The sequence below is a fragment of the gamma proteobacterium SS-5 genome, from assembly GCA_009497875.2.
Taxonomy (GTDB): Bacteria; Pseudomonadota; Gammaproteobacteria; order Chromatiales; family Chromatiaceae; genus Magnetovirga; species Magnetovirga frankeli.
Map to the genome: position 1 here is coordinate 108,319 of CP032508.2, position 18,250 is coordinate 126,568.

Here is an 18,250-nt window from a genome sequence, read left to right on the forward strand (position 1 = left end):
CCACCACAAGGACCCAAGGCCCCGGCGGGATTGGCGTGGAAAACCTATTGCGACATGGCCTGGCCCGGTGGATGGGGCCTGGGCGTCGTTTCAGCCGTGGGTCATGTTGTCAATCCGGCCCACGGCGCAGCTGACAAAGGACTTGGCCTTGCTGGTGGCGGCCTTGAAGCCCTCCACCGAGCCGACCTCGGGATAGCCCATGTGGGCCAGCGCGGCCACCAGGTCGTTGCGGCTGGCCTCATCGGCATCGATGCTGACCCGGCCCTCGGCGACATCCACCTCCACCGCGCGCACCCCCTCATGCTCTGCCAGCTTGTTGCGGATGCTGGTGGCGCAGCCATTGCATTTGATGTTCTCTACAGAAACGCTGAAGCTCATCGTCTTGCCCTCTTGCGAATGATTCTGAGCCTGAGTATAGACCAAAACCCAGAGCCTTGATCAACTATGACCGGTCAACCTAACGGACATGGAGCGGGCGGCATCATCCCGGAACCTGAAACAGCTCCTGACTACCTCGGGACTCGGCAGCCCCTGTGGCCCGGATCAGGTGCAACGAATTCCGGGGTGGCCAGCTGGGGCGGCCGACCTGAAGCCGCCGTATCGCGCAGCAAGGCCTCCCTCCCACCAGCGGAGCGGCATTTTGCACCTCCGCGCCAGCGCTCGGAACCCCAGGCAAGGGGCAGCGACAATACTGTTCACGGTCACTCTAAAGGGGCCGTCTCAGACATCCACGGCAAACTTCTGCAAGCGATAGAGAAAGGTGTCGCGGGAGATCTTCAACAGGCGCGCCGCCTTGCTGCGATTGCCCCCGGCCTGGAGCAGGGCCTGGCGCAGGATATCGGCCTCCAGCTGGTTCAGGTCGATGCCGCCCTCGGGCAGCTGGAACAGGCCGCCGCGGGCAGCGCCGGGCTGGCTCTTCATCTCCGTCGGCAGGCCTTCCGGCTGGATCAGCTGACCGGGCAGGAGGATCACCATGCGCTCGGCAAAGTTGCGCAATTCACGCACATTGCCGGGCCAGGTATAGGCCTTGAGCAGGTTCATCGCGCCGACCCCGAACTGCGGTGCCCGGCGCCCGTGCTGGCGCGCGAATTCTCGCACAAAGGCCTTGAGCAACAGGGGGATATCACCGTTTCGCTCGCTCAGCCGGGGCACCTCCAGGGGCACCACGTTGAGGCGGTGGTAGAGGTCCTGGCGGAACAGGCCCTGCTCGACCCGTTGCAGCATCTGCTCACTGGCCGAGGCGATCAGGCGCGCATCCAGCGGCCTGCCGGCCAGCTGCCCGGTCTCCAGCCAGGCCAGCAGGCCGGCCTGTAACGGCTGCGGCAGCTGATCCACATCGCCCAGGAAAATGCTGCCGCCGTCGCCCTCAAGCAAGGGCTGCAGGTCGTCGAGAATGGCGCAGTTGAAGCTGAACAGGTCCTGCTTGCGGCGCGTGCTCAAACGGTGGATCTCACCGGCCAGGCGGCAGCGACCGGAGCCGTCGGGGCCGCGCAAGAGCACCGAGGCCTCGGTGGCGGCGACCATCCGGGCGGCCTGCAATACACGCTGAAACTCTGCCGAGTTGCCTACCAGTTCGGTCTCTGGCGGCTGTTTATGGGGTTGTTTGTTCATCTGTATTTCACTCCAGCAAGCCCGGCGTTGCCTGTTTCCAGTCAATCAGCGCCGGATAGATCAAAACCAGTAAACCAAAGGCCGTCAGGCTGAGCCCGGCCAACAGCCGCAAGCGTGCGCGCCTGGCCCAGTCTTGCAGCTTGCCCGCCAACACCCCGGTGAGCATGACCGCCGGCAGGGTGCCCAGGCCAAACATCAGCATCAGTATCCCGCCATTGAGGGGCGACCCCTGACCGGCGGCTATGACCAGCATGGCATACACCAGACCACAGGGCAGCCAGCCCCAGATCAGGCCATAGAGCAGGGCCACCGGCAGCCGCTGTACCGGCATCAGCCGCCCGGCGATCGGGCTGAGGTAGCGCCACAGGGGCAGGCCCAGCCGTTCCAGGCCAATCAACTGCGGCAGCAGACCGGCCAGATAGAGGCCGATGATGACCATCACCAGCGCCGCCAGACGCTGCGGCCAGCCCTGTCCCAGCCAGGGTTCGAGCAGGTCGAACAGACCCGCGCCAAACACCCCGAACAGGGCCCCGGCCAGGCCGTAGCTGATCAACCGGCCCAGGTTGTAGGCCAGCAGAAACAACAGCAGACGGCGTGAGTTTTGCCGTACCTGCGGCGGCAGGCCAAAGGTCAGGGCACCCATGATGCCGCCGCACATGCCCACGCAATGCAGGCCGCTGAGCAGGCCCACGGTGAAGGCGACCGGTAACAGGGTCTCCACGTTGCATTCACTCCTGATCGTTTCCAGCGGGCAAGAATGCCGCGAAGCCTCGATCAGGGACAAGATGAAAGCGTGCTTTCCCGTTTTCTGGCCAACCCAACTGGGGGATATGGCGCAATCTCAACAGAAACCGGGCAAATGTTCAAGAAATCCGAGCCAGGACCTTTGAACCCCAGGGGTAATTGGTCGAAAGTGCCCCGTCATAATAAATTCAAAATCCCCGTGGAGAGAGCCATGCACCTGCAACCCCCATCCCCCCTGCCCGCCCCACTGGCCTGGACCGGCCCGATCAAGACCCCTTTGGCATCCGCCCTGCTTGCCCTGCTGCCCCTGGCCCAGGCCCAGGGGTTCGAGGACTATGACGAGGTCATCGTCTCGGCGACCCGTATCGAACAACCGGTGGAGGACGTCAACGCCTCGGTGCAGGTCATTTCACGGGAGCGCATCGAGAAGTTCTCGGGGCGCAGCATTTCCGATGTCCTGCAATCCGCCGATGGCGTGCTGGTGCGCGACGGCGGCAGCACCTCCACCATCAGCCTGCGCGGTTTCGACGCCGGCCACACCCTGATCCTGGTTGACGGCATGCGCCGCACGGAGAAATACGCCGGCAGCAACGTCAACAACGTCTCCCTGGAGAACGTCGAGCGCATCGAGATCGTGCGTGGCCCCATGTCGGCCCTGTATGGCTCTGAGGCCCTTGGCGGAGTCATCAACATAGTCACCCGACAGGCCGAGGGCAGCCCGTCCACCCGCGCCAAGCTGACCCTGGGGGCCACCGATGACGGCCAGCGCGAGACCGCTCTGCTGCATCTGTCCAGCGGCTGGGCGGGCGCGTCCAGCAGCCACCGCGTGGGGCTGGAGGCCAAATACCGCGACCCCTTCCGGCTTGACAAGGACAGCCTGGCCACCGATCTGCGTCAGGAGCAGCGGCTGTTTCTCAATTACGATGGCCGCTTCAATCTGGGCGCGGATGCCAAGCTGGGCATCAGCCTGGAGTACCTGGATCAGGATGACGAGGGCACCGGGCTGGACCGATTTGGCACCCCCTACGACCAGATCGAGCAGGAGACCCGGCATTTCGCCGGGGCCACCTACTCCAACCGGTTAGGACAGGGCACCCTCAGCCTGAACCTGGGCTACGGCAGCAGCAGCGCCACCGTCAATCGCGGCACGGTGACCGACGAAACCACGGAGTTCGACGAATTCCAGACAGAGATCGCCTACGCCTGGGAGGCCTCGGAGGCCCATCTGATCAATCTTGGCGCAGGCTACCGGTCTGACGACGTGGAGATCAGCCTGCTATCAAAACAGGCTGATCGGGATGTGAGTCATGTATTTATCCAGGATCAATGGGCGATATCGGAGCAGGTGGAGCTGACCCTGGGCGGCCGCTACGATGACTACAGTGATTTTGGCGACACCTTCAACCCCCGCGCCACCCTGGCCTGGCGGCCAGGAGACTGGGGCCTTAGGGTCAGTCACGGCACCGGCTTCAAGGCCCCCACCCTGCTCAATCTCTACATGCAGGACATGGTGCGCGGGCGTTATCTGATTCGCGGCAACGAGAACCTGCAACCCGAGGAGTCCAAGACCACGGAACTGGCCCTGACCTACGGCTTTGATCTGGGCCAGGTGGAGTTCATCGTCCATGATTCCAGCCTGACCGACCTGATCAGCTCACAGGCGACCGGCAATCTGGTGGGCGGCCTGGCGGAGATGGTCTATCAGAATGTGGATCAGGCCGAGATCAGCGGCGCGGAGTTTTTGCTCGACCTGGAACCGGCCGATGACACCCGCCTGCGCTTCGGTCTGGAATACCTGGATGCGCGTGACGCCCTCAGCCAGGAGCGCCTGACCGACCGGCCGCGCTGGCAGATGCATGTGGGACTGAGCAAACAGATCGGCCGCACCAGCCTGGACCTCAGGCTAAGGCACATGCGCGACTTCTGGGCCACCGACCCCGTGCCCTTCGCCAGCCCCTATGCCAGCAACTTCACCACCGCCAGCCTGCATCTGGACTATGAACTCTCCCCCTCGATCAACCTGTTTGGCGGGGTGGATAACCTGTTCGACCAGGAGATGCCGGAGAATATCGCCTTCCGTGGCACCCCGGACGACCCAGGTGCCCGGTATTTCTTTGTCGGCGTCAAGGGCTCGCTTTGACCTGAGCAGGACGCAGAGTACGCCAAGGGGCGCGGAGATCGCAGCGTTTTAACCTAAAAGGGAATTTAGCCGCAGAGCCACAGACGACTCCAGGGACTGAGGAGGTAGGTCATGCCAAACCGATGACTGGATCAGCTTGACCCACACCTAGCCCTAAAGGGCGGTAGGCGTGGGGCGGTGGCCCTGGAGTCGTCTGTGTCTCTGTGGCTTAACTGAGGAATATTAGGATGAACGAACAACAAGTGACCGTAAATCCGCCCGAGACTGACGATAACCGCCCGGGCAGGGCCTGGCGCTGGGATATCACCGCCACGCCAGCCCTGGCCTGGACGCTGCGCAAACCCTGGCCCCTGACCGGCCTGCGTCTGCTGGTACTGGGCCTGCTGCTACTGGGCATAGGCCACGGCCTGACCCAGCCGGACAGCAAGACCGGGCTGAGCCTGCTGCTGTTCTGGGGGCTGTTCTGGCCCCTGCTGACGGTGATGGTCACCCCCAGCTTCGGCAACCTGTTCTGCGCTATCTGTCCGCACGGCTTCATCGGCCGCTGGCTCTCCCCTGTGGGGCTGAAGCGGCGCTTCCCCAAGGCCCTGCGCGGCGGCATGATCGGCCTGTCCATCCTGGTGTTCGGCTACTGGTTCATCCACTACAGCATGCCCGGTCAGCTGGAGCGCTCGACCCAGGTGACGGCCTGGTATTTCCTGGGCTTCAGCCTGTTCGCCCTGGCCAGTTTCTACCTGTTTTACGGCATGGCCTATTGCAAGGAACTCTGCCCCCTGGGCCGGCTTTTGGCGGTATATGGCAAGCTGGGCGCGACCCGGATCAGCACCCGGAAAGCCGACTGCGCCAGCTGTCGCGGCTTTGAATGCGCCAAGGCCTGCCGCTACAAGCTATCCCCCTTTCTGTTCGAGAAAAACAACAACATGGAGCAGTGTACCCTGTGCATGGACTGCGTACAGGCCTGCGACAGCGTGCGCGTACAGCTGCAACCACCGGGGCTGAGCCTGTTCCAGCCGATCAAACGCATCGGCGGCTCCTCCGATTACTGGGTGCTGCTGGTGGTGCTTGCCGTTGCCGGGGTGGCGGTGCAGATGCTGCACGGCCTGCAGCACAGCGGGCTGCGCGACAGCCTGCCCTGGAATCTGGCCGGTGCCTGGCTCAATACGGCCCTCGGGGTGTCCCCCAAGGTGTTTGATTTTGGCCGCGTTCTGGGCCTTGGCCTGGCGCTGATCATGACCCTGATCGCCGCCGGGATCGGCTACCGCCGCGCCGCCCGACTGGCCGGCACGGATTATCTGACGGCCCGTCAGGGCCTGGTCTATGGCCTGGCCCCGGCGGTCATCCTTGGCCTTATGCCGCACACCCTGACGCGCTTTTTCACCAATGATGCCCACGCCCTGGCCAATGCCTTTTCCGGCCTGCTCGGCGGCAACCTGGCGCTGGAGCCCCTGGCCAGCCGTGGCGACCCCTGGCTGTTCTCCCTGAGCCTGCTGGCCTACCTGGGCATGATCTGGTCTCTGACCACCCTGTGGAAACGCAGCCGCCTGCTGACCCCCCATGCCGATCTGGGCCTGCGCCTGCGGGTCTGGTTCTGGGCCTGCCTGCCCCTGCTGCTGTTCATCGCCATCTACCTGTTCAAGGCCTGGGCCTTCATGACCTACGGCCCCGCGCCTCGCCATTGAGCCCAAGGGCATGGGGTGGGAGGTCGCCCCTGTCCGGCCTGGCCGATTGGCTGTGGTTTGTGGGCAATCAGGAAAAGGCATTTCCCCACGCGACCGCAACCGGCTGCGGCATATGCCGCAAATACAGCGAGATTTCGCCCTTTCGGTGCAAGAATCAGCCACCAAGGCTTGTCTCCGTCGGGGCTTTTGTCGATAGTGCGCCACTAGAACAATCGCCCCCTGATCCCAGCGGGCAACCTTGATGGAGAAAACCATGCACTTGCAACGCAGTCTATCCCTTGCCCTGCTTAGCGGAATTTCCTTCACCGCTCAGGCCGAACCCCTGGCCGATGAGATCCTCGTCACCGCCAGCAAGACCGAAACCCCGCCCGCCGCTGTGCGCCAGCTGGATACTGAGGACCTGCGGCCGCTGATGTCCGCCACCAACGACAGCGCCAGCCTGCTGCGCGATGTCCCCGGCATGAGCCTGTACGGTTCCGGCGGCGTGTCCAGCCTGCCGGTGATCCACGGCCTGGGGGATGACCGTTTGCGCACCAAGATCAATGGCATGGATATCATCTCCGCCTGCGGCAACCACATGAACTCGCCCCTGTCCTACATCGACCCGAGCAATGTCGGCAAGGTCACTGTGTTCTCCAACCTGGCCCCGGTCAGCTCCGGCGGTGATAGCATCGGCGGCACCATCATCGTCGAATCCGCCGCGCCCGAGTTTGCCGAGGCCGGTGGCATTCTGCGCAAGGGCAGCGCCGGGGTCTCCTACCGCAGCAACGGCGACGTGCTCAGCGGTAATCTCTCCGCCACCCTGGCCAGCGACCGCTTCAGCCTGAACTATCAGGGCGCTACCGTTGAATCAGAAAACTACACCGCCGGCGGCAACTTCAAGCCCGCTGGAGTGACCTACGCCAATGATGTGGGCGACCCCATCCTGGATGCCGATGAGGTCGGCTCCAGCCGCTACAAGGCCACCAATCAGGCCATCACCCTGGGGGTGCGCAACGACAACCACCTGTTCCAGCTCAAGGTCGGCGTGCAGGACATCCCCTACCAGGGCTGGCCCAACCAGCGCATGGACATGACCGGCAACGAGAGCGAGCAGTTCATCCTCAGCTACAACGGCGACTATAACTGGGGCAAGCTGGAGGCCAAGGCCTACAAGGAGCATACCCGCCACTGGATGCAGTTCGATCGTGACAAGCTGTACTGGTACGGCTCCAACAGCCCTGCCGCCGTGCCCTACTACCCCCAGGGCGTGCCCTGCCCGACCATCCCCGGCGCGCCGGGTACCAACGGCTGCGCCGCCGGTATGCCCATGGACACCGAGGCCGACAACCTGGGCTTCTCCCTCAAGGCCGACGTCAACCTCAACGAGCGTGACCTGCTGCGGATCGGCGCCGAGGCGCAGAACTACACCCTGGACGAATGGTGGAATGCCTCCGGCAAGGGCATGGCGCCCAACACCTACATCAACTTCAACAACGGCGAGCGTGACCGCCGCGCCCTGTTTGGCGAGTGGGAGGCCAGCTGGAGCCCGCAGTGGCTGACCCAGTTAGGCCTGCGCTATGAGCGGGTGAATATGGACACCGGTCCGGTGCAGGGTTACAGCCCGACCTATGAAGGCGTGGATGCCAGCCTGTTCAACGCCGCCGACCGCGCCCGGGAAGACGACAACATCGACCTCACCGCCATGGCCCGCTTCACCCCGGACGATACGCGCAGCATTGAGTTCGGTTACTCGCGCAAGACCCGCTCGCCCAACCTGTACGAACGCTATGCCTGGTCCACCCATGGCATGTCCATGCGCATGATCAACTGGGCCGGCGATGCCAACGGCTATGTGGGCAATCTGAATCTGGAGCCCGAGGTGGCCCACAGCCTCAGCGCCACCTTCAATCTGCATGACCCGGATCAGACCCGCTGGGGCCTGAGCATCACCCCCTACTACACCTACGTGGACGACTACATCGATGCGGCCCGTTGCGACAGAGGCGGCGCTGCGCCGAACAATGCCTGTACCGCAGCCAATATGAGCGGCAGCGACAAGTACGTCTATCTGGAGTTCGTCAACCAGTCGGCCATCCTCAAGGGTTTGGATATCTCCGGCCACGCCACCCTGGCCGAGGGCACTGCCCTGGGTACCATCACCCTCAACGGCCTGCTCAATGTGGTTGATGGCGAGAACGACACCACCGGCGACAACCTCTACAACATCATGCCGCTGAATGCCAAGCTGAGCCTGAATCAGGAGCTGGGCAACTGGAACAGCAGTCTGGAGCTGGTGCTGGTGGACAGCAAGGACGATGTCTCCGCCACCCGCAACGAGATGCAGACCGATGGCTACGCCCTGGTCAACCTGCGCGGCAGCTACCAGTACAAGCAGGCGCGCTTCGACTTCGGCGTGGAGAACCTGTTCGACCGCAACTACGACCACCCCCTGGGCGGCGCCTACATGGGTGAGGGCCAGACCATGGCCGGTACCGCCGTGCCCTGGGGCACCCCGGTGCCGGGCATGGGCCGCTCGGTCTATGCCGGGGTACAGGTGGATTTCTAACGGATCAGCGGCCCTCGCCCCCACCAAGGGGGCGAGGGGCCTGAGGGTCTGAGCAGTTACCACAGGGCTGGTCTTCCCGCCATTTTTTGAGCCAGCCTCTTTCAAGCCCCGCCATCTCCACGCCTCTTTGTGTTTTCCGCTTCCTGTAGCTTCCCTTCACCCCGTGTAATCCGGCCTTGCCCCTTGCCAGCTAATCATCCTTGTACATCAGCGCCGTGATCTGCTCCGATACCAGACCGATGAGAAATACCAGCATGGAGGTGGTAAAGAGCAATGCGCTCATGTTGGTAAAGCGCCAGGTAGCGAGGAAATAGCCCAGGGCGAGCAGAAAGAAACCCAGGCTTACCGGGGCGAAGAGCTTCAGGGGCGAGTACAGGGTGCCGACGCGGAAGATGATGAGCAGAAAACGCACCCCGTCCTTCAGTGGCTGGATGTGGCTTTTGCCCTCGCGCTTACCCGCCACTATGGGCAGGTAGCTGAGGGCATAGCCCGCCCGGAAGAAGGCCATGGTGATGGTGGTGGGGTAGGAGAAGCCGTTCGGCAACAGATAGAGGAACTGGCGGAATTTCTCGGCCCGGACAACGCGAAAGCCCGAGGTCAGGTCTTCGACCCGCTGACCTGTCATGTAGCTGGCCAGGCCGTTGTAGATGCCGTTGGCCAGGCCCCGCCCCAGGCTGGCCTGGGAGGCGAAGCTGCGCGCCCCTATGACCATCTCGAAGCCCTCGTCCAGGCGGGCCAGAAGGCGCGGGATGTCCGCCGGGTCGTGTTGGCCATCGGCATCCATGAACAGCAGTATATCCCCCTGGGCATGCCGGGCACCGTTCTTGATGGCGGCACCATTGCCCATGCGATAGGGGTTGTGAATGACCCGCGCACCGGCGGCCTTGGCCACCTGGGCGGTGTCGTCGCTGGAGCCATCGTTGACCACCAATACCTCGTCGGCCAGGTTCAGGGCGAAGATGCGTGGCAGCAGGTCGGCCAGGGATTTGGCCTCATTGCGGGCGGGGATGATGAGGGAGAGGCGCATGGTTTGGGACCCGGGTTGGGGGCTAGAGGGATTTGATGTCCAGGGTATCGGTAAAGACCTCAACACCCAAGCGTTGGGCCAGCTTCAGGGCCTTTTCTTCCACCATGGGCGAGACAAAGATCAGCCGGTCGGCCTTGCGCTGGTGGCGTCTTTCATAAAAACGGCATTTACGCTCAAAGAAATGGATATCCGCCTTGCTGGCGGAGGACTTCAGCTCAAACAGCAGCAGCGTGCCGTTGCTGATGACCACGTCCAGCTCTACCTGATCGGGCCGTCCAAATACCTCGCCGCTGTCATCAAACTCATTGACGTTGAATACCTCTACGGCAAAGTTCTCTGTCAGTACCGCAGCCAGGGCATTGCGGAAGGTGCGCTCGGAGGAAATGCCCCAACGCGCCCCCAGGGCACCAATGGAGCGCTCCTGTTTACGCGCCAGGTTCATGATCTCCTCATGCACCCGATCAAACTCCTGTCGGTACGCCTTATCCCGTTCCTCCCACTTGCGCTCGGACTCCTCACGGAATTTCTGCAGCTCGGCCCGATGCTCCGCCGATCTGCGTTCACACTCCTTGCGGTAGGCCTTCAGCTCGGCGCTGTGCTGCGCTGATCTAGCCTCGGACTCCTCGCGCAATTTTTGCAGACCGGCCTGATGCTCCGCCGATCTGCGTTCACACTCCTCGCGGTAGATCTGCAATTCGGCTCTATGTTGTTCCCACTTACGCTCGGATTCCTCACGGCTGCGCTGCAACTCGTCCATGACCCGATCAAAGCGTGACTCGGTTGTGCGCTGGTCGGCAAACTCACCACGCAGCATACGCGCCAGGGCCGCGCGGAAGGCGGGGTCCTGTTCAATCCACTGCGGAAGCTCCTGCAGTAGCTCATCGCGTACCTGTTCGCTCAGCAAGGCGGGCCCTCTCCAGAATCAACTTATGCAAATGACCCCTTGCACAGGCGCAGGAGACCTCTGTGATTATAGGCCATTTTTGTCTTGATCAGGGGACACGCCAGCCCCCAACACCTGCCTGGCCCTGAATCCGTCCAGCTCGATCTGACGACGCAATTGTTCGAAGGAGTCAAAGCGCCGCTCCTCGCGCAGGCGTTGCACAAACTCCACCTCCACCTGGCGGCCGTAGATCTGCTCTGTAAAATCGAACAGATGCACCTCCAGCAGGTAACGCGGTGGGCCGCTGACCGTGGGCCGGTTGCCGATATTGGCCACGCCCGGCAGGGCCTGGTTGGGGTAGAGGCCCCCCAGGCGCACGGCAAACACCCCCCGCAGGGGGCAGACCCGGCGCTTAAGATCCAGATTGGCGGTGGGAAAGCCGATGGTACGGCCCCGTTTGGCACCGTGGATGACCCGGCCGCAGACTCGATAGGGCCGCCCCAGGCAGGCGGCGGCCAGGGCCAGGTCGCCCTGCTCCAGGGCGGCGCGGATGCGCGTACTGCTGATGCGCGCGCCGCCCAGACTGCGGGTGCAGAGATTGTCCACCGCAAAGCCCAGCCGTCGGCCCATGCGCTCCAGCAGGGCCTTGTCGCCACCGCGCCCCTGGCCGAAGCGGAAATCATCGCCCACATAGAGGTGGCGCACCCCCAGACCATCCAGCAGAATACGCTGCACAAAATCCTCCGCCGTCATGGCCGCCAGGTGTGGATTGAACTCCAGCAGCAAGACCCGCTCGATACCACTGGCGGCGATAACCTGTAGCTTTTCCCGCAGCCGGGTCAGTCGCGCCGGTGCCCGCTGCGGGGCAAAGAACTCCAGGGGCTGTGGCTCAAAGCTGATAACGCAGGCGGGCAGGCCCAGCCGACGCCCCTCGGCCAGCAGTTCGGCGAATACCGCCTGATGGCCCAGGTGCACCCCATCGAAATTGCCGATGGTGGCAACACAGCCGCGATGCTCCGGTTTCAGGTTGTGCAATCCACGAATCAGTTGCATAGGCTCGGCATGGGTCAGGTCTGTGGCAGGATTAATGGGCAATTGTATCAACAAAGGGTCAAATCGCCCTTAACCCTCCGACCTCTGTCCTGCGCGGATCGCCATGGTCCGGTTACAACCGCGTATCAGCCGGGTACGACAAGATGGATTGGAAAAAAACCGCCCTTGGCGTTTCATCTGCCCGGATTTCGGCGGACAATAGACCAATACCGTCAATCAAAACCACGAGACCTGCCCTGTCATGGCCAAAAAATCCCCGATTAACCCAGACCTGCAACGCATCATCGACGCCCGCCATCAGGATCCCTTCGAGGTCCTCGGCCGCCACGAACAAGACGGTCAGGTGCTGGTGCGGGTGTTCCTGCCCCATGCCGAGCGGGTACAGATCGCCGAGGGCGGGCTTTCGCTTGAGCGCATCCCCGGCACCGATTTCTTCGAGTGGCGCGGCCCGGCCGAGCAGGTACCCTACCGTTACCGTCTGGTCTGGCATGACGATGAACACCACGAACAGGTCCATCACGACCCCTATTGCTTCCCGCCCCAGTTGGGGGACGTGGACCTGCACCTGTTCGGCGAGGGCCGTCACTGGCATGCCTATAGATTCCTCGGTGCCCATCTGCATCAGGTGGACGAGGTGGCCGGGGTGCTGTTTGCCGTCTGGGCACCCAACGCCGCCCGGGTCAGCGTGGTGGGCGACTTCAACCGCTGGGATGGCCGCGCCCACCCCATGCGCATGCGCACCGGCGGGGTCTGGGAGCTGTTCATCCCCAACCTACATGCCGGTCAGTTGTACAAGTTCGAGATCCGCAACGACAAATGGAACGCGGTATTCTCCAAGGCCGACCCCTATGGCCGCCGCCATGAGCTGCGCCCCCTGACCGCCTCCATCATCGAGGCACCCAGCCAGTACCAGTGGGGCGATGCCGAATGGCTCAAGCAGCGCGCCGACCACGACTGGCAGCACCGGCCCATGTCCATCTACGAGGTCCACCCGGGCTCCTGGCAGCGCGGCCCCGAGGGCGAGATGCTCAACTACCGCGAGCTGGCCCATCGTCTGGTGGACTATGTGCAGCAGCTGGGCTTCAGCCACATCGAGCTGCTGCCCATCACCGAGCATCCCTACGACCTGTCCTGGGGCTATCAGGCCACCGGTTACTACGCGCCCACCAGCCGGTTTGGCACGCCGGACGATTTCCGCTACTTTGTCGATCACTGTCACCGCAACGGCATTGGCGTGATCATGGACTGGGTGCCGGCCCACTTCCCCAAGGACGCCCACGGCCTGGCCCGCTTCGATGGCACGCCGCTGTACGAACATGAAGACCCGCGCCTGGGCGAGCACAAGGACTGGTCCACCCTGATCTATAACTTTGGCCGCTATGAGGTGAAGAACTTCCTGCTCTCCTCCGCCCTGTTCTGGCTGGAGGAAATGCACATCGACGGCCTGCGCGTGGATGCCGTGGCCTCCATGCTCTACCTGGACTACTCGCGCAAGGAGGGCGAGTGGCTGCCCAATCAGTTCGGCGGCCGCGAGAACCTGGAGGCCATCACCTTCATCCGCGATATGAACGAGGTGGTGCACGGCCAGGTGCCCGGCGTACTGACCATGGCCGAGGAGTCCACCTCCTGGCCCCAGGTCAGCCGCCCCACCTACGTCGGCGGCCTGGGCTTTGACCTGAAGTGGAACATGGGCTGGATGAACGACAGCCTCAGCTACTTCAGCTACGCCCCTATCTTCCGCCAGTACCATCAGGACATGCTCACCTTCAGCATGCTCTATGCCTTCACCGAGAACTTCCTGCTGCCTTTCTCCCACGACGAGGTGGTGCACGGCAAGGGCTCCATGCTGGGCAAGATGCCCGGCGACGAGTGGCAGCGCCATGCCAATCTGCGCCTGCTCTACACCTACCTGTTCACCCATCCGGGCAAGAAACTGCTGTTCATGGGCACCGAATTCGGCCAGGGCCGCGAATGGAACAGCGCCGAGGTGCTCGACTGGTATGTGCTCGACTACCCCCTGCACCAGGGTATGCAGACCCTGGTCAAGGACCTCAACGGGCTCTATCACCACAGCCCGGCGCTCTATCATTACGAGTTCGACTGGCAGGGTTTCGAGTGGATCGACTGCAGCGACGCCGCCCATTCCATCCTCATCTTCCTGCGCAAGGGTGCCCAGGGTGAGAGCCTGGTGGTGGCGCTGAACCTCACCCCCGAGGTACGCGAGGGCTACCGCATCGGCCTGCCCCAGAATGGTGCCTATCGGGAGATCTTCAACTCGGACTCGGAGTACTACGGCGGCAGCAACACCGGCAACGGCCCGAACCCGCTGCAGGCGGAGGAAAGGCCCTGGATGAACCGGCCCTATTCGATTGAACTGACCCTGCCGCCACTGGCGGGCATAGTTTTGCGGCCTGAACTCGGCTGATCAGCAGCGGCCAAAGGGCCAATCCATCTGCGGTTTTATAGGCATTCAATAGGAGTAGAATTCGGATGAACGACGATAGCTTCACCGCCAAACTGGTCTATATCCTCTATCTGGTCAGCCTGGTGTTTGGTATCACCGGCCTGGTCGGCCTGGTCATTGCCTACATCAACAAGGGCGACGGCAGCAGCTGGCTGGACAGCCACTACCGATTCCAGATTCGCACCTTCTGGATCGGCCTGCTGTATTCCATCATCGGCGGCCTGACGGTGATACTGCTGATCGGCTATGTCATCCTGCTGTTCACCCTGATCTGGTTCATCGTCCGCTGCGTGGTGGGTTACAAATACCTCAACCGCAATCAGGCCTACCCGGCACCGGCCAGTTGGTTGTTCTGAGCCACGACAGGAGCAGTACTCCTGGCGTTCTGGTAGGCTTTCGGCTCTATCGGATTTCATCAGGCAACGGTCATGCCCGTGTCATCATAAACAGGGAAGATGCCTCGCCTGGCAGATAGCAGGCATCCACGCCCTGGGCATGAATACCGCCAGGAAAACCCGGTTACCGGAGCCGCTGCCCGATCTGCGCCCGATCCGTGCCCAATTTAGGTAAGCGACACCACAACCCCGTTTTACAGACAGACCCCCATGGACAAAGACAACCACACCCCACAGGATTTGGCGCAAGCCCAGGGGCTGACCGTCCTGCTGGTGGACGACAACCCGATCAACCGCAAGCTGGCCAGCAAACAGCTCCAGCGACTGGGCTTTACGGTCAACTGCGCCGCCGGGGGCGAAGAGGCCCTGGCCCTGTGGCGCCAAAGGCCCCACTTCCTGCTCCTGACCGACTGCCAGATGCCGGGCATGAACGGCTACGACCTGGCCCGCAGAATTCGCGCCGAAGAGCCCGCTGGAGCGCATATCCCGATCATCGCCCTGACCGCCGACGTCACCGAAGAGGCCAGCCAGCAATGCCAGCAGGCCGGCATGGATGACTACCTGAGCAAACCCATCGAACTGGGGCAACTACGGCAGGCACTGTATCGCTGGCTGCCGCAGGACTCGGGCTCGGCCACGGCGGAGCAGAACCAGGATGGATTCAAGGCCCAGCCTTCGACATCGCAGCAGGCAACAGAACCCGAGGCAGTGGACACCCAGGGCCTGATCCGCGTGCTTGGCACCAGCGAGGCCGACATTCTGCAGGGTTTCTACCGTGAATTTATCCCCTTCAGCCAGGATCTAACCCAATCACTGAGCCAGGCCCTGGAGCAGGGCGATGCGGCGCAGATTCAACGCCTGGCGCACAAGTTGGGCTCATCGGTACGCACCCTGGGGGCCTTCGCCCTGGGGGATCACTGCCAGCGCCTGGAGCAACAGGCCGCTCAGGGTGAACCCGAAAAACTGGCCCAAAGTGTGCAAGAGCTGCTGGCCGAATACCACCGGGTACTGGCCTGGATTGACCGGACCTGTTCGCCGCCATCGGCCTAGCACCCAACCCAGATACACGAAAACCCCGGACAACAGGGATCCCAAAGATGACAGAGACGACCATCGGCCCGAAGCGCATCCTCATCTGCGAGGATGACCCCATGACCCAGATGGCACTGCAACAGGTGCTCAAGGAACACCAGCTCAAGCCGGTGGAGTCCGGCGAGCAGGCAATCGAGGCGGCAGAGGGGTTTGCCCCCGAGCTGGTCATCATGGACATCAACCTGCCCGGCATCGACGGCTACGAGACCTGCCGTACCCTGCGCGGCATGGACAGCGCCCACAACGCCCAAGTGATCTTTCTGTCCAGCTACAACTCCCTGCAGGACCGCCTGCTGGCCTATGGCGTTGGCGGCAATGACTACATCGCCAAACCCTTCGATAACCGCGAACTACTGAGCAAGATCGAACTGCACGGCGGCATCGTCGAGCGCCATCAGGCCGCCTGGCGCAGCGTGGAGGAATCCACCCAGCTGCTGCTACAGGTGCAGACCTCCGCCGGCAACGTGCAGAGCGTCTCCCGTTTCATCCAGGCCACCCTGTTCTGCCATGACTTCGACAGCCTGTACTGGCACTTCTTCAAGACGGCGCGGGAGATCGAACTCGACTGCATCCTGCAGATCAGCACCCAGGACTACCTGGACACGCGCTCGGTGACGGGCAACATCAGCAACCTGGAGCAGGAAATCCTCGACATGTCCTCCACCATGGGCCGCATCCACCAGTTCGGCCAGCATCGCGCCATCTACCGCTGGAGCACCGCCACCCTGCTGGTACGCCGGGTGGGTGATTTGATCGACATCCTTGCCCTGCTGATGGACGCCCTGGAGGCCGGGATCAAAAAGATCTGCACCGAGACCCAGCTGATGCACCAGGTGGCGCAGATCCAGGAATCCAACGAGCTGATGCGCAAACGAGTAGCCGAGCAGTTTGCCACCATGGTCACCGAGATTCAGGACACCATCATCTCCCTGGGCCTGGTAGATGCCCTCGACGAGGAAGAGGAAGAGCGCCTGGCCCACATGGTGGAACAGACCCGGGAGCAGATCGACGGCGAGCTGGACAGCCTCAACCATAACAACGAAACCGTGCGCCAACTGATCGAAGAACTGCGCAAGCCGCCGCCCGAGCTGCAAGAGATGATGAACGCCTCCGCAGACGAAGAAGAAACCGGCGACATGATGTTCTTCTAAGGGCTCAGAACCTCCCTGGATGAAGAAAGGCCGCCAGGTATCGTCCCCAAGGACAACCGGGGACAGCCAATCGATCCCAACGCCCGTCCCCAAGCCAACGCCCCTGACCAAGGCGCTGGATTTTCCCGCGCCCCCGCTTTAGCATGGCCCGCTTTCAACCAGCAACCAGACCGAGCCCAGAGTGGAACTTGATGCCATCCGAGACCTGACCGCCGCCGACATGCAGGCGGTCAACCAGCTGATCCTCCAGCGCCTGCACTCCGACGTGGTGCTGATCAACCAGATCGGCGGCCACATAGTCCACAGCGGCGGCAAGCGCCTGCGCCCGCTCATCGTCCTGCTCGCCGCCCGCGCCGCCGGTTATCAGGGTAACCAACATATCGACCTGGCCGCCATCATCGAATTCATCCACACCGCCACCCTGCTGCATGACGACGTGGTCGATAACTCCGACAAGCGCCGCAACCGCGACACCGCCAACGCCGTCTGGGGCAACGCCGCCAGCGTGCTTACCGGCGACTTCCTCTACTCGCGCAGCTTCGAAATGATGGTCGCCATCGACAACATGCGCGTCATGCAAATTCTCTCCACCGCCACCAATCGCATCGCCGAAGGCGAGGTCCTGCAACTGCTCAACTGCAACAATCCGGACACCAGCGAGCAGGAATACCGCGAGGTCATACTGCGCAAGACCGCCGTCCTGTTCGAGGCCGGCAGCCGCTTAGGTGGCGTCATCGCCGGGCTGGACCAGGCCGGCGAACAGGCCCTGGCCGACTACGGCCTGCACCTGGGTATCGCCTTCCAGTTGGTGGACGATGCCCTGGACTACAGCGCCAAGGCCGAAGACCTGGGCAAAAACCTCGGCGATGACCTGGCCGAAGGCAAACCCACCCTGCCCCTGATCCGCGCCATGGCCCAAGGCAGCGCCGAGCAGGCCCGGCTGATCCGCAGCGCCATCGAAAACGGCGGCCTGGAACAGATCGACGAGATCATGGCCGTCATTGAATCCACCGATGCAATCCAGTACACTGCCCGGCTTGCGCAAGCGGAGGCAGAACAGGCCAAGCAGGCCCTAACCCCACTGCCTCCAAGCCCCGAGCGCAAAGCCCTGGCCTCACTGGCCGACTATGCAGTAAGTCGTACTTACTGAATCCACCCAATTCGGAGTGTAGCTCAGCTTGGTAGAGCACTGCCTTCGGGAGGCAGGGGTCGAAGGTTCGAATCCTTTCACTCCGACCAATTAAATCAAGCGCCTAGGAAACTACATGCAGGGCCAGATCGGCCTGCAGGTAGAAATACGGAAATCCCCCCCATCAAATTGCCCTCAATCTATCTCCTTTGGGGTAAGTCCTTGGCCAGTCGTCCTACTTCTCTGGATGCAGCACATCAACACCTGCAGTTGCTGTTAGTCATTGCCCACAATGGCTAGCTAGAACGATCTCCACCACCGTCAACCACCAGCC

At 62.7% G+C, this 18,250-nt stretch carries 14 protein-coding genes and 1 tRNA gene; 9 read left to right on the forward strand and 6 right to left on the reverse strand.

What is annotated here, in order from left to right; translation table 11 throughout:
- Positions 1–90: 90 nt before the first annotated feature.
- From D5125_05840 to D5125_05850, 3 genes are all read right to left on the reverse strand, one after another.
- Positions 91–378: a heavy-metal-associated domain-containing protein gene (locus D5125_05840; protein QFY89037.1), complete on the reverse strand. Its 288-nt coding sequence runs from the start codon at positions 376–378 to the stop codon at positions 91–93.
- 342 nt (positions 379–720) lie between these two features.
- Entirely contained in the window at positions 721–1,611 is an 891-nt protein-coding gene (locus tag D5125_05845; protein ID QFY89038.1) for a sigma-54-dependent Fis family transcriptional regulator, read from the reverse strand.
- 7 nt (positions 1,612–1,618) lie between these two features.
- Complete coding sequence (locus D5125_05850; GenBank protein QFY91068.1) at positions 1,619–2,269, reverse strand: sulfite exporter TauE/SafE family protein; 651 nt, start codon at positions 2,267–2,269, stop codon at positions 1,619–1,621.
- 297 nt (positions 2,270–2,566) lie between these two features.
- On the opposite strand from D5125_05850, the gene D5125_05855 reads away from it, so the two are divergent.
- The 3 genes from D5125_05855 (at position 2,567) to D5125_05865 (ending at position 8,722) form a co-directional block, all read left to right on the forward strand.
- Positions 2,567–4,495 carry a TonB-dependent receptor gene (locus D5125_05855; protein QFY89039.1) on the forward strand — a complete coding sequence of 643 codons (1,929 nt, stop codon included), beginning with the start codon at positions 2,567–2,569 and terminating at the stop codon, positions 4,493–4,495.
- A gap of 227 nt (positions 4,496–4,722) precedes the next feature.
- Complete coding sequence (locus tag D5125_05860) at positions 4,723–6,174, forward strand: 4Fe-4S binding protein (GenBank protein QFY89040.1); 1,452 nt, start codon at positions 4,723–4,725, stop codon at positions 6,172–6,174.
- Positions 6,175–6,415: 241 nt separating this feature from the next.
- Positions 6,416–8,722 (forward strand): TonB-dependent receptor, encoded by a 2,307-nt coding sequence (locus D5125_05865; protein ID QFY89041.2) that lies wholly within the window; start codon positions 6,416–6,418, stop codon positions 8,720–8,722.
- A 190-nt stretch (positions 8,723–8,912) separates the two neighbouring features.
- On the opposite strand, the gene D5125_05870 is transcribed toward D5125_05865, so the two are convergent.
- From D5125_05870 to ribF, 3 genes are all read right to left on the reverse strand, one after another.
- Complete coding sequence (locus D5125_05870; protein ID QFY89042.1) at positions 8,913–9,749, reverse strand: glycosyltransferase; 837 nt, start codon at positions 9,747–9,749, stop codon at positions 8,913–8,915.
- Positions 9,750–9,771: 22 nt separating this feature from the next.
- Complete coding sequence (locus tag D5125_05875; GenBank protein QFY91069.1) at positions 9,772–10,563, reverse strand: DUF3782 domain-containing protein; 792 nt, start codon at positions 10,561–10,563, stop codon at positions 9,772–9,774.
- Between the two features lie 156 nt (positions 10,564–10,719).
- On the reverse strand, positions 10,720–11,685 hold the full coding sequence (ribF, locus tag D5125_05880; protein ID QFY89043.1) for a bifunctional riboflavin kinase/FAD synthetase: 966 nt from the start codon (positions 11,683–11,685) through the stop codon (positions 10,720–10,722).
- A 241-nt stretch (positions 11,686–11,926) separates the two neighbouring features.
- Between ribF and glgB the strand changes: the two genes are divergently transcribed.
- The 6 genes from glgB (at position 11,927) to D5125_05910 (ending at position 18,026) form a co-directional block, all read left to right on the forward strand.
- Positions 11,927–14,110: a 1,4-alpha-glucan branching protein GlgB gene (glgB, locus tag D5125_05885; protein ID QFY89044.1), complete on the forward strand. Its 2,184-nt coding sequence runs from the start codon at positions 11,927–11,929 to the stop codon at positions 14,108–14,110.
- Positions 14,111–14,175: 65 nt separating this feature from the next.
- On the forward strand, positions 14,176–14,505 hold the full coding sequence (locus tag D5125_05890; GenBank protein ID QFY89045.1) for a hypothetical protein: 330 nt from the start codon (positions 14,176–14,178) through the stop codon (positions 14,503–14,505).
- A gap of 249 nt (positions 14,506–14,754) precedes the next feature.
- On the forward strand, positions 14,755–15,594 hold the full coding sequence (locus tag D5125_05895; GenBank protein ID QFY89046.1) for a response regulator: 840 nt from the start codon (positions 14,755–14,757) through the stop codon (positions 15,592–15,594).
- 47 nt (positions 15,595–15,641) lie between these two features.
- On the forward strand, positions 15,642–16,787 hold the full coding sequence (locus D5125_05900) for a response regulator (GenBank protein QFY89047.1): 1,146 nt from the start codon (positions 15,642–15,644) through the stop codon (positions 16,785–16,787).
- Between the two features lie 181 nt (positions 16,788–16,968).
- The gene (gene ispB, locus D5125_05905) at positions 16,969–17,937 is read left to right on the forward strand and encodes an octaprenyl diphosphate synthase (GenBank protein QFY89048.1); all 969 of its coding nucleotides are present in this window, start codon (positions 16,969–16,971) and stop codon (positions 17,935–17,937) included.
- A gap of 12 nt (positions 17,938–17,949) precedes the next feature.
- Positions 17,950–18,026: transfer RNA gene (locus tag D5125_05910), tRNA-Pro, on the forward strand.
- Positions 18,027–18,250: the final 224 nt, after the last annotated feature.